The organism is Pleionea sediminis (assembly GCF_007570825.1).
GTDB classification, from domain to species: domain Bacteria; phylum Pseudomonadota; class Gammaproteobacteria; order Enterobacterales; family Kangiellaceae; genus Pleionea; species Pleionea sediminis.
Window position 1 is genome coordinate 107707 of the sequence record NZ_SUNB01000001.1, and the last position, 18852, is coordinate 126558.

General features: G+C 42.7%; 17 protein-coding genes. 2 read left to right on the top strand and 15 right to left on the bottom strand.

Annotation, left to right across the window (positions count from 1 at the left end):
- Window position 1 precedes the first annotated feature (1 nt).
- Window positions 2–628 (bottom strand): hypothetical protein, encoded by a 627-nt coding sequence (locus tag FAX86_RS00275; RefSeq protein WP_144391341.1) that lies wholly within the window; start codon window positions 626–628, stop codon window positions 2–4.
- Window positions 629–743: 115 nt separating this feature from the next.
- Window positions 744–4634 carry a phosphoribosylformylglycinamidine synthase gene (purL, locus tag FAX86_RS00280; RefSeq protein ID WP_144391342.1) on the bottom strand — a complete coding sequence of 1297 codons (3891 nt, stop codon included), beginning with the start codon at window positions 4632–4634 and terminating at the stop codon, window positions 744–746.
- 251 nt (window positions 4635–4885) lie between these two features.
- On the opposite strand from purL, the gene mltF reads away from it, so the two are divergent.
- Window positions 4886–6403: a membrane-bound lytic murein transglycosylase MltF gene (gene mltF / locus FAX86_RS00285; RefSeq protein ID WP_144391343.1), complete on the top strand. Its 1518-nt coding sequence runs from the start codon at window positions 4886–4888 to the stop codon at window positions 6401–6403.
- A 125-nt stretch (window positions 6404–6528) separates the two neighbouring features.
- On the top strand, window positions 6529–7086 hold the full coding sequence (locus FAX86_RS00290; protein WP_144391344.1) for a cob(I)yrinic acid a,c-diamide adenosyltransferase: 558 nt from the start codon (window positions 6529–6531) through the stop codon (window positions 7084–7086).
- Between the two features lie 10 nt (window positions 7087–7096).
- On the opposite strand, the gene FAX86_RS00295 is transcribed toward FAX86_RS00290, so the two are convergent.
- From FAX86_RS00295 to FAX86_RS00355, 13 genes are all read right to left on the bottom strand, one after another.
- The gene (locus FAX86_RS00295; protein WP_246128465.1) at window positions 7097–7786 is read right to left on the bottom strand and encodes a DNA-3-methyladenine glycosylase I; all 690 of its coding nucleotides are present in this window, start codon (window positions 7784–7786) and stop codon (window positions 7097–7099) included.
- A gap of 151 nt (window positions 7787–7937) precedes the next feature.
- A complete protein-coding gene (rpoS, locus tag FAX86_RS00300) occupies window positions 7938–8879 on the bottom strand; it encodes an RNA polymerase sigma factor RpoS (RefSeq protein WP_144391346.1) in 942 nt (313 codons plus the stop codon).
- 101 nt (window positions 8880–8980) lie between these two features.
- Window positions 8981–9922 carry a peptidoglycan DD-metalloendopeptidase family protein gene (locus tag FAX86_RS00305; protein ID WP_144391347.1) on the bottom strand — a complete coding sequence of 314 codons (942 nt, stop codon included), beginning with the start codon at window positions 9920–9922 and terminating at the stop codon, window positions 8981–8983.
- Window positions 9923–10060: 138 nt separating this feature from the next.
- A complete protein-coding gene (locus FAX86_RS00310; protein WP_144391348.1) occupies window positions 10061–10645 on the bottom strand; it encodes a YqaA family protein in 585 nt (194 codons plus the stop codon).
- Between the two features lie 55 nt (window positions 10646–10700).
- Window positions 10701–11369, bottom strand: coding sequence for a protein-L-isoaspartate(D-aspartate) O-methyltransferase (locus FAX86_RS00315; RefSeq protein ID WP_144391349.1), 669 nt, complete (start codon window positions 11367–11369; stop codon window positions 10701–10703).
- Entirely contained in the window at window positions 11366–12115 is a 750-nt protein-coding gene (surE, locus tag FAX86_RS00320) for a 5'/3'-nucleotidase SurE (protein WP_205859142.1), read from the bottom strand. Before surE ends, FAX86_RS00315 begins: the two co-directional genes overlap by 4 nt.
- A complete protein-coding gene (gene truD, locus FAX86_RS00325) occupies window positions 12096–13160 on the bottom strand; it encodes a tRNA pseudouridine(13) synthase TruD (RefSeq protein WP_144391351.1) in 1065 nt (354 codons plus the stop codon). The genes surE and truD overlap by 20 nt, the downstream gene beginning before the upstream one ends.
- A gap of 14 nt (window positions 13161–13174) precedes the next feature.
- Window positions 13175–13666: a 2-C-methyl-D-erythritol 2,4-cyclodiphosphate synthase gene (gene ispF, locus FAX86_RS00330; protein WP_144391352.1), complete on the bottom strand. Its 492-nt coding sequence runs from the start codon at window positions 13664–13666 to the stop codon at window positions 13175–13177.
- Window positions 13663–14379, bottom strand: coding sequence for a 2-C-methyl-D-erythritol 4-phosphate cytidylyltransferase (gene ispD / locus FAX86_RS00335; RefSeq protein WP_144391353.1), 717 nt, complete (start codon window positions 14377–14379; stop codon window positions 13663–13665). The genes ispF and ispD overlap by 4 nt, the downstream gene beginning before the upstream one ends.
- Before the next feature lie 6 nt (window positions 14380–14385).
- Window positions 14386–14664, bottom strand: coding sequence for a septum formation initiator family protein (locus tag FAX86_RS00340; RefSeq protein ID WP_144391354.1), 279 nt, complete (start codon window positions 14662–14664; stop codon window positions 14386–14388).
- Window positions 14665–14732: 68 nt separating this feature from the next.
- Window positions 14733–16013, bottom strand: a complete 1281-nt coding sequence (gene eno / locus FAX86_RS00345) for a phosphopyruvate hydratase (protein WP_144391355.1) — start codon at window positions 16011–16013, stop codon at window positions 14733–14735.
- Between the two features lie 38 nt (window positions 16014–16051).
- The gene (gene kdsA, locus FAX86_RS00350; protein WP_144391356.1) at window positions 16052–16891 is read right to left on the bottom strand and encodes a 3-deoxy-8-phosphooctulonate synthase; all 840 of its coding nucleotides are present in this window, start codon (window positions 16889–16891) and stop codon (window positions 16052–16054) included.
- Window positions 16891–18537, bottom strand: a complete 1647-nt coding sequence (locus FAX86_RS00355; protein WP_144391357.1) for a CTP synthase — start codon at window positions 18535–18537, stop codon at window positions 16891–16893. The genes kdsA and FAX86_RS00355 overlap by 1 nt, the downstream gene beginning before the upstream one ends.
- Window positions 18538–18852 lie beyond the last annotated feature (315 nt).

Consider the following 18852-nt stretch of genomic DNA (forward strand, 5'->3'; position numbering starts at 1 on the left):
ACTAATCGAGCAGAGAGTAATAAAAACTATCCAAATAAAGTTCTGTCGCTTTCTTATCGGATTTTTTCTTCTTTAATTCTTTTAATATTCCACCAACGTCTAATAATCTCTGAGGTAAAGGATTATCTTTAATGCTATGAGCAATAATAAATTTTTTATTGAGCAATTCATCATGCAGCTCATAGACGTTAAACTGCTGAAAAATAGGAACCATTGTCATCGTCGTCACATTCCCAGCAATAATTGGAATCATAATGAAACCTTGAAGTTTTGTTGTATCGTCAACCAAATAGGGTACCCCACGCACGATGGCGTTTTCACCGGCTACGCCTCGCTCTAAAGCTTCAGTTGGTGAGTAATGTTTGGGCTTCCGCTCCTGAAAATCATTATACAAATCAGGAGTTAAGGAAGAATAGACTTGCTCAATATCATCACCAAGACAACTCAAGACCATCTTAAGGAAAACAAAAGCTCTATTTTTCTCTCCTATCACACCCGCCACTTTGGCTAATTCTGAGGCAGTAATTGAGCCATCATTAGCACGTGTAAAAATATTATAGAACCGACCTCCATTGTCTAATTCAACCAAAGCTTCTTGTAAACTTTCAAAGGGTTTAATTTGTTTCATTTGGCTCGTCCTAAACTGGCTCTCACGATTCTTTTAGTATCAATTTCGATAGATTTCTTACACCCAATAAAAAAGGCTCATTAGAGCCTTTTTTATGAATAGTATTTGTCGTAAATTACCCAACCCATACGCGGGCATTACGAAACATTCTTACCCATGGGCCATCTTCACTCCAATCATCTGGGCACCAACTGTTTTGAACACTTCGTTGAACTCGTTCTGGATGAGGCATCATAATTGTCACTCGACCATCCGCATTAGTCAGCGCCGTAATCCCATTTGGCGAACCATTCGGATTAGCAGGGTATTTCTGAGTTACATTGCCGTAGTTATCAACATAACGAGCAACAACCAAGCCCGAGTCATCAGCGACCTCTAATTGCTCTTCAGAAGAATATTCAGCTCGACCTTCACCATGAGATACCGCAATTGGAATTAAAGAACCTTCCATACCTTTCATAAAGATCGACGGAGAAGGCTCAACTTTAACTAACGAGAATCGGGCTTCGAATTGCTCAGACTGGTTACGCACGAAATGAGGCCAGTGCTCGGTTCCTGGAATGAGTTCTTTTAAATTAGACAGCATTTGGCAACCGTTACAAATACCTAAAGCAAAGGCATCATCGCGTTTGAAAAAGGCCTCAAACTGATCTCGCGCAACGCGATTGAATAAAATTGACTTAGCCCAACCTTCACCGGCACCTAATACGTCACCGTAAGAAAACCCACCACAGGCGACGATACCTTTAAAGGATTCAAGACTAATTCGTCCTTCAAGTATATCGCTCATGTGCACATCAACAGCATTGAAACCTGCTTTCATAAAAGCCGCAGCCATTTCCAAATGACTGTTAACACCTTGCTCTCTTAAAATGGCGACTTTCGGCTTATTATCATTAGTTAGATGACGAGTAATGTCATCATTGATATCGAAACTTAATTTAGGCTGCAATCCTGGATTCAGTTCATCCAACTTTATTTCGTATTCTTGCTCAGCGCATTCCGGGTTATCTCTTAATTGTTGCATATGAAGAGTTGTCGAAGACCATATCGATCGCAAATCTTTAACAAACCGATTTAACCAAATCGCTTCACTGTGTTTAACAAATACTGTTTTGTCTTCAGTTACGATACCCAAAGGAGAAACTAATGACTCAAGACCATGATTTTTAAATACACTATTAACTCGTTCAAGCTCTTCGGTACTCACCTGTATAACCGCCCCCAATTCTTCATTAAACAGGACAGAAAACGGTTCATCAGAAAGATTGGATAAATCTAATTGAACGCCACAGTTTCCAGCGAAAGCCATTTCAACAAGTGTCGTTATCAATCCTCCATCACTTCGATCGTGATACGAGTGAATTAAATCTTGCTCATTTAGTGTTTGTATTGCTTCAAAGAAACTTTTTAAATTTTCCGCACTTTCAACATCTGCAGGCTCGTCACCAAGCTGATTATAAACTTGTGCCAATGCCGTTGCGCCAAGGCGATTTTTGCCTTCACCTAAATCAATCAATAATAATTGGGTTTCGCCTTTGTCTGTTCTTAACTGGGGAGTCATACTTTTTCGAATGTCCAGCACTGGCGCAAAAGCCGAAATAATTAAAGACATCGGAGCGGTAACTGACTTTTGCTGCCCATCATCTTCCCAGAGCGTCCGCATTGACATTGAGTCTTTACCAACAGGAATCGTAATTCCAAGTTTAGGACACAAGTCCATACCAATGGCTTTAACCGCTTCGTAAAGTCCGGCATCTTCTCCTTCAAAACCCGCAGCACACATCCAGTTCGCAGATAAACGAACATTTGATAAGCGCTCAATTCTTGATGCCGCTATATTCGTCAGTGCTTCTCCAACCGCCATACGAGCTGACGCACCGTAATTAAGCAATGCTGCTGGAGTACGTTCACCCATCGCCATTGCTTCGCCGGTGTAAGATGTCAAAGTTGAAGCTGTCACCGCACAGTCTGCAACGGGTACCTGCCAGGGACCCACCATTTGATCGCGATGAACCAAGCCACCAACAGTTCGGTCACCAATAGAAATTAAAAATGTTTTGTCCGCGACGGCGGGAAGAGATAAAACTCGATTTAACGCTTCATCAATACTTGCATTAATTTCGACAGGACTGGCTTTCGTTGTAGCACTTGCTACGTCACGATGCATTTTCGGAGCCTTTCCAAATAACACATCCATTGGTAAATCAATTGGTTTATTTTCAAAATGTTCATCATGAAGCGTTAAGTGCAACGTTTCTGTCGCTTCACCAACAATTGCAAACGGACATCGTTCGCGTTCACAAATGGCAGTAAATTTATCAACGTCTGCCGGTGCGATTGCCAAAACGTATCTTTCTTGAGCTTCATTACACCAAATTTCCACCGGACTCATACCAGGCTCATCATTCGGCACACGTCTCAATTCAAAAGAACCGCCCCTTTCACCATCATGAACCAACTCAGGAATAGCGTTTGAAAGTCCACCGGCACCAACGTCATGAATAAACGCTATCGGGTTTTCATCCATCGACCAGCAGGTATCAATAACTTCCTGACAGCGTCTTTCTATTTCTGGGTTATCCCGCTGAACCGATGCAAAGTCCAAGTCTTCCTGGCTGGTACCCGAAGCCATCGAAGATGCGGCACCACCACCTAGCCCGATTAACATTGCCGGGCCACCGAGTACGACGACTTTGTAGCCATCTTTAATTTCTTTTTTCTCTACATGCTGTTCTCGAATATTCCCTAAGCCGCCTGCGATCATAATGGGCTTATGATAACCACGTACTTCATTGCCATAGCTGAATGTCGACTCTTGTTCATACGTTCGAAAATAACCACAAACATTTGGACGACCAAATTCATTATTAAAAGCAGCGCCGCCAATCGGCCCCTCCAGCATAATATCGAGAGCAGACACTATTCTATCGGGTTTGCCATAGTCGATTTCCCAAGGTTGCTCATAATGCGGGATTTTTAAATTAGAGACAGAAAAACCTGTTAGCCCTACTTTGGGTTTACCACCAATACCGGTTGCACCCTCATCTCTAATCTCCCCACCAGACCCTGTAGCAGCACCTGGATAAGGCGATATTGCAGTCGGATGATTGTGCGTTTCGACTTTCATCAAAATGTGGACCGGCTCATTGTGGTATTTATACTCATGAGAAGTCGCATCTGGCCAAAGCCGAGGTTGAGTAAAACCCTCGATCACAGCTGCATTATCTCGATAAGCCGATAAAACGCCTTCATGACCAACCTCATAGGTATTCTTGATCATTTTAAATAATGAATGCGATTGCTCTTCGCCATCAATAGTCCACGAGGCGTTAAATATTTTGTGGCGGCAATGCTCAGAGTTTGCCTGGGCAAACATCATTAACTCAACGTCGGTTGGATTGCGTTTTAGCTCGGAAAATTGATCGACCAAATAATCAATTTCATCATCAGCCAGAGCCAGTCCTAACTGCTGATTCGCGTCAACAAGTGCAGGACGACCGCCAGAAATCACATCAATTCGAGTAAACTGTTTTGGGGATTCTTCTTTGAATAAGATTGCTGCTTTATCGAACTGAGTAAATACTGACTCAGTCATTCGATCATGGATCAACGACATCGCTAAATTCTGGGTATCGGCATCGAGTTCCGATTCATTCTCGCCTAACAAATAAAAAGCGATGCCTCGTTCAATCCGCATGATTTTTTCGATGCCACAATTGTGGGCGATATCCGTAGCTTTTGATGACCAGGGCGAAATAGTACCGGGACGAGGCACAACGACAAGCAAACTGCCTGTCGGTTCATGTGCAGGTATCGACGGACCGTAAGTCAATAAACGCTTGACGATCTGCTCTTCATTTTCCGATAAGTCGTCTTTGACTTGAATAAAATGAACGTATTCGGCATAAACATCAGCCAACTTGAGCCCGTTCTCCAGGCATTGCTGTTTGATTTTCTTAATACGAAACTCGGAAAAAGCAGGGGCACCACGAAAGATTAGCATGCGACGAATTCTCTTATGACAGTAGGTTAAAAACGATCATATATCTGAGGGTCAAATTTTGGGCCAATTCTACTTGAAAACCCTTGGTTTGATAAGCATTTACAAGGATTAGATCCATATGCTCACACAATATTCAGCTTCCATTCATCCGATTTAGCTTACTTTTCACACATAGAAAACTTGCGCTACGTCACATTCCAGTCGATAATTTAACAATCGATCTGGAAGACATCTCAAACAGGGATTTTAATATGACGAGATATCGAGCGAAATTTAGCTTATTTGGTGAAAATTTGAGACATTTGGCACTATTATTCTTTGTTTTCGCCTCCACTTTAGTCTTAAACGGTTGTAAAGAACCTGAGTTAAGTAAGTTGGAGCAGGTGAAAAAGTCAGGCATTTTGCGTATTGCAACGCGAAATAGCCCGACCACCTACTATGTCCAAAAAGATGGTCCAGCTGGCATCGAGTACGAACTGGCTAGTCAATTTGCTGAGTATTTAGGGGTGACACCTGTTTTTGTTGCAGAAGACACTATCTCGGACATTTTTCACTCGTTAGATAATCATGACGCCGACATTGCCGCAGCAGGACTCTCAGCGACTCCAGAGCGCAAGCAAAATTACCTTTTCGGACCACCCTACCAAGAAGTCTCCGCGAAACTGGTATTCAAGCAGGGCAAAGAATGGCCACGCCATTTTGGTCAACTCGATGGAGACCTAAAAGTTATTGCAAACTCCAGTCACGCTCAAATGCTGCTGGAAGTAAAAAATAAGTTTCCAGGACTCAGCTGGCGAGAAACTCAAGAACACTCAGCTGAAGAGCTTCTGGATATGGTTCTCGACGAAACAATCGATTATACAATAACCGACTCTGTTGAACTCAACTTAAACCGCCGCTTTAAAACCGAACTTGCCATTGCCTTTACTGTAGGCGACACGCAGCAACTCGCTTGGGCTTTGCCAAAAGATAGCGATCACTCACTTTTTTCCGAGATGGTTAAATTCTTTGGACAAATGCAACAGACGGGAAAAGTCGCTCAGCTCGTCGACCAATATTATGGACATGTTGATGATTTCGATTACGTCGGTGCCAGAACCTTCATGAAAGCTGCTCAGAACAAGCTTGAGAAATACCGTCCGATGTTCGAAGAAGCCTCAGAATCGGGTGTTGACTGGCGACTCCTTGCTGCAATGGGCTATCAAGAATCTCACTGGAATCCGAAAGCTCGGTCTCATACCGGTGTTCGAGGTTTGATGATGTTGACATTAAACACCGCTAAACAACTCGGCATTGATAGCCGACTCGACCCCAAGCAAAGCATTGAAGGCGGAGCCAGATATTTTAAGCTAATGCGCGATCGATTACCTGAAAGAATTCAGGAACCCGATAGAACCTGGCTTGCTCTTGCTGCCTACAATATTGGCTGGGGACATCTTGAAGACGCTCGAGTTATTACCGATAAACAAGGCGGCGACCCCGATAAATGGGTTGACGTCAAAGAGCGCCTCCCGTTACTAAAACAGAAGAAATACTATAAAAAGACACGTTTCGGTTACGCTCGAGGAGACGAACCCGTTGACTATGTTACGAACATCCGACGCTACTATGACGTTCTAGTTTGGCTTGATGAAGACAAACCTACAGATATTGATCTGCTGGATGAGGGTGAAATGGTGGCTGATAGCAACGAAAACCCTGGCCAGAAAAGAATCAAAGCAGGTCGACAAATTATTGTTTCAGAAGATGAAAACATTACGGTTGATTGATTTTTTATTAAACCATTTTCAATAACGTTGATTAACGGTTAAGAAAGAGAGCCTCCGCTCTCTTTTTTTATGACCAACTAAAACGTTAGAATACCAATTACAAAACGTAACTATCAGGAAACCACATGGGAAATCGACTTTCTAAACTTGTGACTAAAACTGGCGATGATGGCACGACTGGTATCGGTCAGAACCGACGAGTCGATAAAGATTCCGCTCGAATTGAAGCCATTGGCACGGTTGATGAACTTAATTCTTCCATAGGTATGATTTTAGCTCACGAACTTCCCAACGAAATATCGAGTAAATTAGAGCCTATACAACATATATTATTCAATCTCGGTGGCGAATTAGCCATGCCTGAATATCAACTCGTCAAAGAAGATGACTTGGCAACTCTTGAAACCTGGCTTGAGGAATTAAACGACACATTACCGCCGCTTAAAGAATTCATTCTTCCCAAAGGGGATATGCAAACCGCTTGCTGTCATCTAGCAAGGACAATTTGCCGTCGAGCTGAACGAAGATTGGTTACCCTGGCAAGAGAAGAATCTATTAATACCCTTGGACAAACATATTTAAATCGCTTATCTGACTTCTTATTCGTTTGCTGCCGCATACTTGGAAAAAGCGCCAATGTAAAAGAAGAGATGTGGGCATCGAAGAGAAATACAGGCGATTAAACTAACCTTGTTACACAAAGTTATCACCTATTCCGTAAGAGATAATCTGGCTAATTGCCTGTAAAGACCGGCCAGATTGATCTTGCCAATTATTGAAACACGATTGGATTGTCGCTAAAGATTTTTTGGTGCGAAGTCCACCATCAATCAACTTATGATTCCTGAAGTAAGCTTCAACATCACGGGATAATAAAAAGGTATCTTTACCTATCGCTCGTAATGCGTAGGGTCCTGTGTTTCCACCTAATCGATCACCTTTCTTCTTAAGTTCTTCCCATAAGCCAACAATATTTTCGCCTGGCCAATCAGAAATCCACTGCGCGATACTACCGTGCTCTCGACGAATGTCATCTATCATTAGAGCGTTATTTTGGATCGACTTCACTTTTCGCAAATTGCGAATAATACGCTCATCAGAAGCTTTTCTTTCAAGCATGTCAGGCGGCATCATTAACAGCTTATCGATATCAAAACCGAAGAAAACCTCCTCAAACTCCGGCCACTTATTTCTTACAACACGCCACACAAAACCAGATTGGAATACTTTTTTTGATAACTCAGATAATACAAAGCTATCTGGCAATTCGGAAACGTCATGATCATTTAACGGCTCAGAAACAATCGCTTCTAATCCTTCATCACCACCTTTTCTATTCGATGCTCTCTCATATAAGACTTCAAAATCTTCCAAGTTCTTCACCTCAACCATCTTAAAGACGGATATGGTAAACAATTATTCGATAATTTGAATCAATGAATGAAATATTGAGTATTTTAATCTCGACAGAAACTAAAAAAGCCTGTATCAACAGGCTTTTCGAGAGGTGCATTATCTATAGTGACGCTTTTCTTTAGGCTTTGAATAAAGCTTCAAGAGAAAGTCCTTGCTTCTCCAGCAAGTGACGTAAACGTCTGAGTGCTTCAACCTGTATTTGACGAACACGCTCTCGTGTTAGTCCGATTTCAACACCAACTTCTTCCAATGTTGAGGGCTCATAGTTCAACAAGCCAAAACGTCGAGCAATGACTTCACGTTGCTTCTCACCTAACTCACCCAACCAATGTTCAATGTTGTTCTTTAAATCGTCGTCTTGCAGCTGTTCAGCTGGTCCCATGTCTCGATCGTCTGGAATAGTATCAAGCAAAGACTTGTCTGAGTCAGCAACAAAGGGAGTATCAACAGATGCAATACGTTCGTTTAATCCCAACAAGCGAGTCACGTCTTCAACTGGCTTATCAAGCTTTTGTGCAATCTCTTCCGCTGTTGGTTCATGATCCAAGGATTGAGCGAGTTCACGTGATGCTCTGAGATATACATTAAGTTCTTTAACGACATGAATTGGCAAACGAATGGTTCGAGTTTGATTCATTATCGCTCTTTCTATTGTCTGCCGAATCCACCAAGTTGCATAGGTTGAAAAACGAAAACCGCGCTCAGGATCAAATTTCTCTACTGCACGTATCAACCCGAGATTACCTTCTTCAATCAAATCAAGAAGAGCGAGACCACGGTTAGTGTAGCGACGGGAAATTTTAACGACAAGACGTAGATTACTTTCGATCATTTTTGCTCGAGATTTAGCACAACCTCTTTGAGCTTTTCTTGAGTAGTAAACCTCTTCTTCGGCTGTCAGTAGAGCACTTGCACCAATTTCGCCCAAATACATTTGTGTTGCATCAAGAGATTTCTCGTGGACTTTATGGTACTCGGCATACTCTTCCGACAAAGAGTCAGAAATGGTTTCAGGCTCAACTGCTTCTGTCTGGGTAACACTTTCTAGTTGTTTGCTCATAACTCACCTCTCCACTAAATTTGCGAACATGTCGCGTCACATCATCCGGTCGAGTCGCTTAGTTCCATTTCACCACTCAATCGGGAAAACTCTAGTTTCTTTTATAGTTTCGGTAAGTACTTAATTGGATCGACTGGCTTACCGCGGTATCGGATTTCAAAATGTAATTTTGGTTTATCCGCACCACTGTTACCTATATCGGCAATTACTTGTCCAGCTTTAACCATTTCGTTTTCTTTAACATGGATAGCGCTGTTATGAGCATAGGCACTTAAATAATCATCATTATGCTTTACGATAACGAGATTGCCATAGCCTTTTAACGAATTGCCTCTGTACACCACACGACCCGGTGCGGCAGCTCTAACCGGCTGCCCAGGTTTCCCAGAGATATCAAGCCCCTTATTACCATGCAACTTGCTTGAGAAACCATCTACTATTGACCCTTTAACAGGCCAATACCAACGACGAATTTTTGTTGCCTCTGAATGACCTTTAACCGATTTAAGCACCACTTGTCGAGAACTTTTTTCATTTTTTTTGTGACTTATTACCATCTCAACCGGTTTATTGGCCTTTTGAGGCGAGTGATTACTAATGCTTGAAGTGTTAGTTTTTCGCAAAGTGTTCACATCTTGATCATGTATAGGTAACTCAAGAGCCCTTTTTACGGCTATCTGAAGCTTGGCAGGTTCAAAGGAATCAACTTTCAAAGGAATTTGCGGCAGCGCAAAACGCAACTTTTGACCAGGATAGATACGATAATCATTATTAATATCGTTTATCTCTGCGAGTTTTCGATAATCGACAGCATAGCTCCAAGCAATCGAAAATAATGTCTCCCCTTTTTCAACTTCATGATATTCGGGTAAAACTTCAGCTTGCTGTGAATTTTCAACAGATACGAAACCACCTGGCTCGTAAGAAGATACTTTGGATAGATTAATGACTGGTGCTGGAACGTGATGTGCGCAAGCGAACAAACCTGCTGACATTAAAGCAGAAACAACTATTCGAAACCAATTCGCTTGTTTATCAATCACTTACTAACCTACTTAAGTGCCTGAAGAATCAAAGTGGGAGGTGAAGATTAAGCACTTGGAATTGCCTGATCTCAACTTTATCCACTTTATACTTAATAAAAAGTTTAACTTTTGGCTCTAACTCTATGATTTAACTTATTATAAATACTTGTATAACAAATATCCAACAACCGCAAGTAAAATTACGACCCAACCTAACCAATCGATGGTTTGCTTGAGCTTTCGATCAATTGCTTCACCGCCCCAGTACATAATGCCTGCAACCAGAAAAAATCGAGCAGAACGGCCGATAGTTGACGCAATGATGAACGGAAGAAGCGCCATATTTAAAGCCCCTGCGGTTAGGGTGAATAGCTTGTAAGGCAACGGTGAAAACCCTGCTATAAACACAACCCAAACCCCGTAAGCTTCAAACCAGGCGACGACTTTGTCGTATTTTGGCTGATAGCCAGCAGCCTCAATTGCGGGCATGACTAAACTGTCAAACGCCCAGAATCCTAATAAATAACCAAGAACTCCGCCGACAACAGAAGTCAGAGTTGCCACAGCCGCATAAAACCAAGCTTTGTCCCGCCGAGCCATAGCCATAGGAGCCAACATAACATCGACTGGAATTGGGAAAAATATGGATTCTGCGAGGCTTAATCCCCCCAAATAATAAACGGCATGTTGATGCCTTGCCCAAGTGAGACACTTGTCATAGAGCGAACTGAATATTTTCATAAAAGGTATGACTTTCTATTTACTGCTTTTCCCTAATTAGAATCAGGCAAAAAGTCTAATCCACAACACCGCCGAGCAAGGGAACAAAACGAACTTGCTCGAGTACCGACTTTTGCAATTCTCCATCAACTTTATGCAACACCATTAATTCTTGTACACCATTTTGAGCACCGACAGGAATCACCATTCGGCCACCCTCGGCTAATTGCTCAACCAAGGCCTCTGGTATATTCTCTGGTGCGGCAGTGACAATAATTGCATCAAATGGAGCTTTATCTTCCCATCCTTTAAAGCCATCACCATGGCGATAATGAACATTAAATATTTTTAAGTTACGTAAACGCTTTTGCGACATTCGCTGCAATGGACCAACTCGCTCGATAGTAAACACATCCTTAAACATTTGAGCCAGAATAATCGTTTGATATCCCGAGCCAGTACCCACTTCCAAAACCTTATTCATATCCCCTGTGTCTAACAAGAGCTCACTCATCCGAGCGACAATAAACGGTTGTGAAATCGTTTGTCCCATTCCGATAGGCAGTGAGGTATCTTCATAAGCACGATGAGAAATTGCCTCATCGACAAATAAATGCCGAGGGGTTGAAGCCATAATCTCCAACACCTTAGGGTTTACTATACCTTTTTCTTTCAATCGATTGACAAGTCGCTCACGCGTCCTTTGTGACGTCATACCGATTCCAGAAACATGAACCGAATTCATAATTCAGACATCCACTCTCCAACTTGCTCAAAACAGTCGCTCGCTGTTAAATCAACCGTAATGGGCGTTATTGATACAAAGCCATGTTCAACTGCATAAAAATCCGTTCCTTCAGCTTCGTCCTGCGCGCCGGGAGTTGGCCCAATCCAGTACACAGTGCGGCCCTTGGGATCTTTAGCGGGGACTATAGTATCAGCTCTGTGCCGACTTCCCAACCTTGTTAATTGATAGCCAGCTAAATTTTCCAGTGGTACATCGGGCACATTAATGTTCAAAATTTTATCGATCGGTAATGGATTTTCAATTAACCGCTTGATCACCCTTCGAGTTACGTGAGCTGCAGTCTCATAATGCTTGTATTCTCCTCCCAACAAAGATACCGCTATGGCCGGCATACCCAATGAACGCCCTTCCATAGCTGCAGCAACAGTTCCAGAATAAAGCACATCATCACCCAAGTTTCCACCAGCATTAATACCGGCAACAACAATATCAGGAGTACCATCGATTACATGATAGGTACCAAGATGAACGCAATCCGAAGGCGTGCCTCTCACAGAATAAAAACCATTTTCCGTTTGGCTGACTCGGATAGGGACTTCCAAAGTCAAAGAGTTGGATGCACCACTGCAATTGCGATCGGGCGCAACAACGGTAACATCGTGTTCTTCGGCTAAATATTGATACAAGCAAATCAAACCGGGCGCAAAATATCCGTCATCATTACTAAGCAGTATTTTCACGATTAAACTCCTCATCGGATTTTAGTGAAGCATCGGAAACGTTACCTAATTCTGAAAGTAACTCTGTGGCATAACAACCGCTGGGCAACTCAAACTCTAAATATAAATGTCCCACATCATCAAATCGCCAATCTAACGCTTTCGGAATTACCCGCAAAGCTCGCCAATCAGTCTTTGATGGTATTTTTTCAATCATTGACGCATAGTTCTGCCAAATTGACTCTACTAATTCAGCATATTCACTCATCACTTGCGGAGCATCTTCTCCAGGTAAGGGACCCGCGATATGAATATCGCCAGAATCTAGACGCTGTTGTAGCTGGGTGTCATCGTCTGTTGCCATGAAAAACGAACGAGTTCCCGCCAATTGCATTCGATCGCCAACGCGCGGAGATTGCCAAGTGCCGCACTCAATTCGCCGCGCTAAAAGCTGATTAAAAAACCAACTTCTGAGAGCAGAGAGATAAATTGACCGCTGATTCTTACGGGCTTTAAACTTACCCTCTAACATCGCAACCGCTTTTTCGACATTGCGTCCGCCATGACCAAAACGTTGCAAACCAAAATAATTTGGATAGCCGCGATCTCGAATAACAGTTAGATGCTCTGCTATTTTCTCGGGAGAGCCAACACAGTCTCTTAAACGAATCGCAAAGTGATTATAAGCGATGGCACCATGTTTTAATTTTTTATTATTGCGTTCAATACGCAATACTTTAAATTCTTCATCTCCCGAAATTTCAGTTGGATTGTCTTGCCCAGGAAGGTGAATACTGAACCACTGGCGCGTTATCGCGTGCCGGTCTTTCAATCCAGCGTAACCAATATCTCGCTCTCTAACTTTCAATTGCTGAGCAAGCTTTTTAACAATCCATTGTGTGTTAGCTCCCGTTTTTTCAATGAGCAAAAAACAATGTTCGCCATCGCCTGAAGTAGAAAAAGACAAATGTTCAGTGACTTGGAAGTCTGCCGGTTGTTGTTTTAAAACTGCCGACTGTAGAGAAGGAGCTATGGCTCTTGGCCAACTCATCATAGGGTTATTACTCATTTAATGCTCAGTGATTACTGTTGAGGTTTTGGTGCCGATTCAATAATCGTCACAGCGTGTACGGCGATACCTTCTTTGCGTCCAATATAGCCCATCTTTTCAGTCGTTGTTGCTTTGACATTGACTTGATCAATCTCGCAACCACAAATACGCGCTATTGTTTCTCTCATCGACTCTATTTTCGGAGCCATTTTCGGTGCCTGAGCGACCACCGTAATATCAAGATTGACCACCAAATAAGACTGAGTTCGCAACATCTCAATAACTCGCCCTAATAATATTTGACTATCAATATTTTTGAATTGATCATCTTGATCTGAAAAATGTTTACCAATGTCTCCCAAAGCCGCGGCACCTAGAAGCGCATCACACACCGCGTGCAATACAACATCGCCGTCAGAGTGAGCCAACAGTCCCACTGGATGATCGAATGTTACTCCGCCCAGAATTAATGGTTTTTCGCCACCAAATTTATGCGCATCGAAGCCATGTCCAATTCGTATCATTTTAATTCTATCTCTCGATTTTTTAGTATCCACTCAGCCAATGCTAGATCTTCAGGGTAAGTTATTTTTAAATTATTCCGTTCACCTTCAACCGTTCCCACTTGATGCCCGGCAAATTCTAGAGCTTGAGCTTCATCAGTGATCGGTTGATTGGCTTTTCGTGCATTAATTAAAGCATCAAGTAATATTGTTAACGGAGCCAATTGCGGTGTTAACGCACGTCGAAATTCTGCCCGGTTATGTGTTGCAACAATAGTATCGCCACTAACTTGTTTTAATGTATCAACGACTGGTGCAACCAATATGGCTCCTTGCGAAAACGTTTTACGGCTCTTTTTCAATTTGTCGAGATCACCGACTGTTAAACACGGGCGCGCTGCATCGTGCACTAACACCCAAATATTTTTTGCCGAATCCAGTTCATTAAGCCAAAGCAAACCGTTTAACACCGAATCCGCTCTTTCTTTGCCACCTTCAACACGAACTACCTTGTCTGAATAATTTTGCAAAATCGAGTCAATGTAACGGTCATCAGCATCTGCCACAACCACGATACCCGATAATGATTCATCGCGAGAAAATAAATCGAGCGAATGCTCAATGACTTTTTTATTTGCTAGAGAAAGATATTGCTTGGGCACATCCGATTGCATACGAGATCCACAACCAGCAGCTGGGATAACAACCCAAATATCGGATTCACAATTTGCCATGAGAGGTTACTTTTTGGTCGGAACGAAACGGTAAAAAGTTTCGCCGGGTTTTATCATACCCAAATGAAGTCGTGCGTATTGTTCAATTGCATCGTCATTGTTACGCAATGCTTTAACTTGTTTAAAAAGTTCTTGGTTACGCGCTTCTAGTTGTTTATTCGCTTTTTGCTGTTCTGCTACGCGGTCAGACAATTCTCGAAACTCAGCAATACCACCATCGTCCGACCACAAGCGAACTTGCAACCAAACCAATAGAGTTAAAAATAAAATTGCCCACCACTTCATCGAATCGTCCGTTTAAATTCAGCATCATCGCGGGTTTATCACGACCCGCGATGACAAACATCTTTCGATTAGTTTAAACAGCGAAACGCTGATTTACCAGGATAAACCGCTTTATCACCCAGTTTCTCTTCAATTCTTAGCAATTGATTGTATTTTGCAACACGATCACTTCGACACAAAGAACCGGTTTTAATTTGACCAGCAGCTGTTGCAACCGCCAAATCAGCAATAGTCGCATCTTCCGTTTCACCGCTACGGTGCGATACTACCGCTGTGTAACCAGCATCTTGTGCCATCTTAATGGCCGCCAATGTTTCACTTAATGTTCCAATTTGATTGACTTTAATTAAAATCGAATTGGCGATACCTTTATCAATACCCTCTTTCAGTATTTTGGTATTGGTTACAAACAAATCGTCACCCACTAACTGAACTTTATCACCTACTTTATCGGTAAGAAGTTTCCACCCTTCCCAATCACCTTCATCCATACCATCTTCAATCGAAATAATAGGATAACGATCAACCAAATCAGCCAGATAATCAACGAACTCAGCAGAGCTTAATGTTTTACCTTCACCCGCCAAATGATATTTGCCATCTTTATAGAATTCTGAAGACGCAACGTCCAAGCCCAGCCAGCAATCTTCGCCAATGTTATAACCAGCTCGTTTGGTTGCTTCAATAATGGCATCCAGTGCTTCATCATTTGAACCAAGATTAGGGGCAAATCCACCTTCATCACCAACAGCAGTATTTAAACCTTTCTCTTTTAAAACACCGCGAAGGGCATGGAAAATTTCAGTACCGCAGCGCAAAGCTTCTGAGAATGATTTTACGCCAGCAGGTAAAATCATAAACTCCTGAATATCGACATTGTTGTCCGCGTGCGCACCACCATTGATAATATTCATCATAGGAACAGGCATGGCAAACGACCCCGTACCGATACGCTCAAATAGAGCCATGCCACGATCCTGAGCTGAAGCTTTTGCAGCAGCCAAGGAAACCGCCAAAATAGCGTTAGCGCCTAGCTTGGATTTGTTTTCGGTGCCATCAAGTTCAAGCATTTTTTGGTCAAGAGCGGTCAAATTATCGACCGACTCGCCGACTAATGCCATTCGAATGTCTTTATTGATATTCCCAACCGCTTTTAAAACACCTTTACCAAGATACCGAGCTTTGTCACCATCTCGAAGTTCTAATGCTTCTCGAGATCCTGTCGAAGCACCAGAAGGAGAACAAGCTCTCCCAACAGTTCCTGTTTCTAAAATCACATCGGCCTCAACGGTCGGGTTTCCACGAGAGTCCAAAACTTCTCGAGCTTTAATATCAACAATATTCGACATTGATCTTCCTATCTCTATCTAACTAAATGATTGAATGTTTAAGCCATTAAGCCTTGTTCAGCAAAAGGCACCGATTTAACGGCATTATCGATTTGCTGTAATAAAGTTAATAACTCCTCAATTTGATTCATTGGAAATGAGTTTGGCCCATCACTTTTTGCCTTCGCCGGATCGGGGTGCGTTTCCATAAAGAGTCCAGAAACACCCGCTGCGATTGCTGCTCTTGCCAATACAGGAACAAATTCTCTTTGGCCGCCACTGGTTGCCCCAAGGCCACCAGGCTGTTGTACCGAGTGAGTCGCGTCATACACGACTGGACATCCGGTATTTCGCATAATTGCCAAACCACGCATGTCTGACACGAGTGTGTTATAGCCAAAACTAGCACCTCGTTCGCACACCATAATTTGCTCATTACCAGTCGCTTTTGCTTTTTCGACTACATTAGTCATATCCCAAGGCGCTTGAAACTGACCTTTCTTAATGTTGACGGGAATTTGTGCTTCACACACTCGCTGAATAAAATTTGTTTGGCGCACGAGAAAAGCTGGTGTTTGCATCACATCAACAACACTCGCCACTTCATTTATTGGCGTATCTTCATGCACATCGGTTAAAACAGGAACACCCAACTGGTCTTTCACTTTTTGTAGAATCTGCATGCCTTTCTCAAGGCCTGGACCACGAAAACTGGTATGTGACGAGCGATTTGCTTTGTCAAAGCTCGACTTGTAAATAAAAGGCATGCCCAATTTATCGGTAACTTCCTTTAAAAATCCGGCTGTATCCAGTGCTAATTGCTCACTTTCGATAACACACGGCCCGGCAATCAGGAAAAACGGTTGATCAATTCCAACTTCAAAATCACATAACTTCATTACTTTTCTCCTGTAGTGCGCTCGAGCTGCCATGTCCGCGCAGCGTGAACAAAAGCAGTAAATAATGGGTGTCCATCACGTGGTGTCGATGTAAATTCAGGGTGAAACTGGCACGCGACATACCAAGGATGATCCGCAAGCTCGACCGTCTCGACTAGATGTTGAGCTGCCGAGTAACCTGACACTTTGAGTCCCGCCGACTGCAATTGTTCAATGTAATTGTCGTTCACTTCATAACGATGGCGATGCCGCTCGTTAATTACATCTGAGCCATAAATTTCTCGAATCATTGTACCTGGCTCTAACTCAGAAGGCTGCGCACCGAGTCGCATCGTGCCACCAAGGTCGGAGCTCTCTGTGCGAGTCTCAACAGAACCGTCTTTATTAATCCACTCAGTAATAAGTCCAACCACAGGATGTGGAGAATTTATATCAAACTCCGTACTGTGGGCGCCTTCTAAATTCGCAACATTTCGAGCAAACTCAATAACGGCGACTTGCAACCCTAAGCAAATTCCCAAATAAGGGATTTTATTTTCACGCGCATACTTAGCGGTCAGAATTTTTCCTTCGACACCTCGTTCGCCAAATCCACCCGGAATCAAAATAGCATCGGCGTTTTCTAAAATATAGGTGCCTTTCTTCTCGACATCCTCGGCATCGATATACTGTATATTAACTGTTAAACGCGTTTTTAATCCGGCATGAGTTAATGATTCAGATAATGACTTGTAAGCATCGGTGAGGTCCATATATTTACCAACCATAGCTACAGTAACTTCGCCTTTCGGATTTGCTTGCTCATAAAGCACTTGTTCCCACTCTTCAAGATTTGCTTCAGGCACATCCAATTTGAAACGTTCACATATAATTTCATCTAATCCTTGCTGTTGCAGCAAAGACGGTATTCGATAAATGCTGTCAACATCACGCATCGAAATAACCGCATTCTCTTTGACGTTGGTAAATAATGCGATCTTGGCTCGCTCTCCGGGCGGTAATGGTTGTTCAGAACGACAGACTAAAACATCGGGTTGAATACCAATCGAGCGCAGTTCTTTGACCGAATGCTGGGTCGGCTTTGTTTTTAATTCACCGGCAGTTTTGATAAAAGGTAATAAAGTGAGATGCATGAATAAGGCTCTTTCTTGTCCTAACTCGTATCCCAATTGACGTATCGCCTCAAGAAACGGTAAAGATTCGATATCACCGACCGTACCGCCAATTTCAACCATTGCAACATCAGCATCGCCGGCACCGGCAAGAACTTTACTTTTAATTTCATCAGTAATATGTGGAATAACCTGAACGGTTCCACCTAAATAATCACCGCGTCTTTCCTTACGTAGAACATCAGCATAGACTCGACCGGTAGTAAAATTATTCCTTTGCGACATGCGTGTTCGAACAAAACGCTCATAGTGCCCGAGATCAAGATCGGTCTCTGCACCATCTTCGGTGACATAAACTTCTCCGTGCTGAAATGGGCTCATAGTACCGGGATCAACATTGATGTAGGGATCCAATTTTAGTAATGTCACACTCAATCCGCGAGATTCTAACAATGACGCCAAAGACGCTGCTGCAATCCCTTTCCCAAGAGAGGAGACAACCCCACCGGTAACAAAAATAAACTTAGTTGCCATTTAACCACCCATTTCATTTATTTGGCACGCGCCTGTTGAGACACACAAGCAATCAATTTGGACTCCAAAATCAAACAGTCTGCGATTTTTCCAATAGACGCCTAAAATCAGCCGGTTAGAGGAATATTCGCTCGCATCACGCATAGCGATTAAGTTCTGGAGTATCTAAGTGAAGAGTCACTTCAAGACGGGAGATAATTATATCAAATAACCCGGTGATCAATCGAGGAAAATATAGTTTCATCTGCAAAAAGACTGGATGCCCAAGAATAAACGGACTAAAACTCAATGAGGTAATTTACAGATGCAATTCAC

What these genes read in the sequence shown, in the direction of transcription:
- FAX86_RS00275 (WP_144391341.1), bottom strand. Translation starts at nt 628, where the DNA reads ATGAAACAAATTAAACCCTTTGAAAGTTTACAAGAAGCTTTGGTTGAA.
- purL (WP_144391342.1), bottom strand. Translation starts at nt 4,634, where the DNA reads ATGCTAATCTTTCGTGGTGCCCCTGCTTTTTCCGAGTTTCGTATTAAG.
- mltF (WP_144391343.1), top strand. Translation starts at nt 4,886, where the DNA reads ATGACGAGATATCGAGCGAAATTTAGCTTATTTGGTGAAAATTTGAGA.
- FAX86_RS00290 (WP_144391344.1), top strand. Translation starts at nt 6,529, where the DNA reads ATGGGAAATCGACTTTCTAAACTTGTGACTAAAACTGGCGATGATGGC.
- rpoS (WP_144391346.1), bottom strand. Translation starts at nt 8,879, where the DNA reads ATGAGCAAACAACTAGAAAGTGTTACCCAGACAGAAGCAGTTGAGCCT.
- FAX86_RS00310 (WP_144391348.1), bottom strand. Translation starts at nt 10,645, where the DNA reads ATGAAAATATTCAGTTCGCTCTATGACAAGTGTCTCACTTGGGCAAGG.
- FAX86_RS00315 (WP_144391349.1), bottom strand. Translation starts at nt 11,369, where the DNA reads ATGAATTCGGTTCATGTTTCTGGAATCGGTATGACGTCACAAAGGACG.
- truD (WP_144391351.1), bottom strand. Translation starts at nt 13,160, where the DNA reads ATGAGTAATAACCCTATGATGAGTTGGCCAAGAGCCATAGCTCCTTCT.
- ispF (WP_144391352.1), bottom strand. Translation starts at nt 13,666, where the DNA reads ATGATACGAATTGGACATGGCTTCGATGCGCATAAATTTGGTGGCGAA.
- ispD (WP_144391353.1), bottom strand. Translation starts at nt 14,379, where the DNA reads ATGGCAAATTGTGAATCCGATATTTGGGTTGTTATCCCAGCTGCTGGT.
- FAX86_RS00340 (WP_144391354.1), bottom strand. Translation starts at nt 14,664, where the DNA reads ATGAAGTGGTGGGCAATTTTATTTTTAACTCTATTGGTTTGGTTGCAA.
- eno (WP_144391355.1), bottom strand. Translation starts at nt 16,013, where the DNA reads ATGTCGAATATTGTTGATATTAAAGCTCGAGAAGTTTTGGACTCTCGT.
- kdsA (WP_144391356.1), bottom strand. Translation starts at nt 16,891, where the DNA reads ATGAAGTTATGTGATTTTGAAGTTGGAATTGATCAACCGTTTTTCCTG.
- FAX86_RS00355 (WP_144391357.1), bottom strand. Translation starts at nt 18,537, where the DNA reads ATGGCAACTAAGTTTATTTTTGTTACCGGTGGGGTTGTCTCCTCTCTT.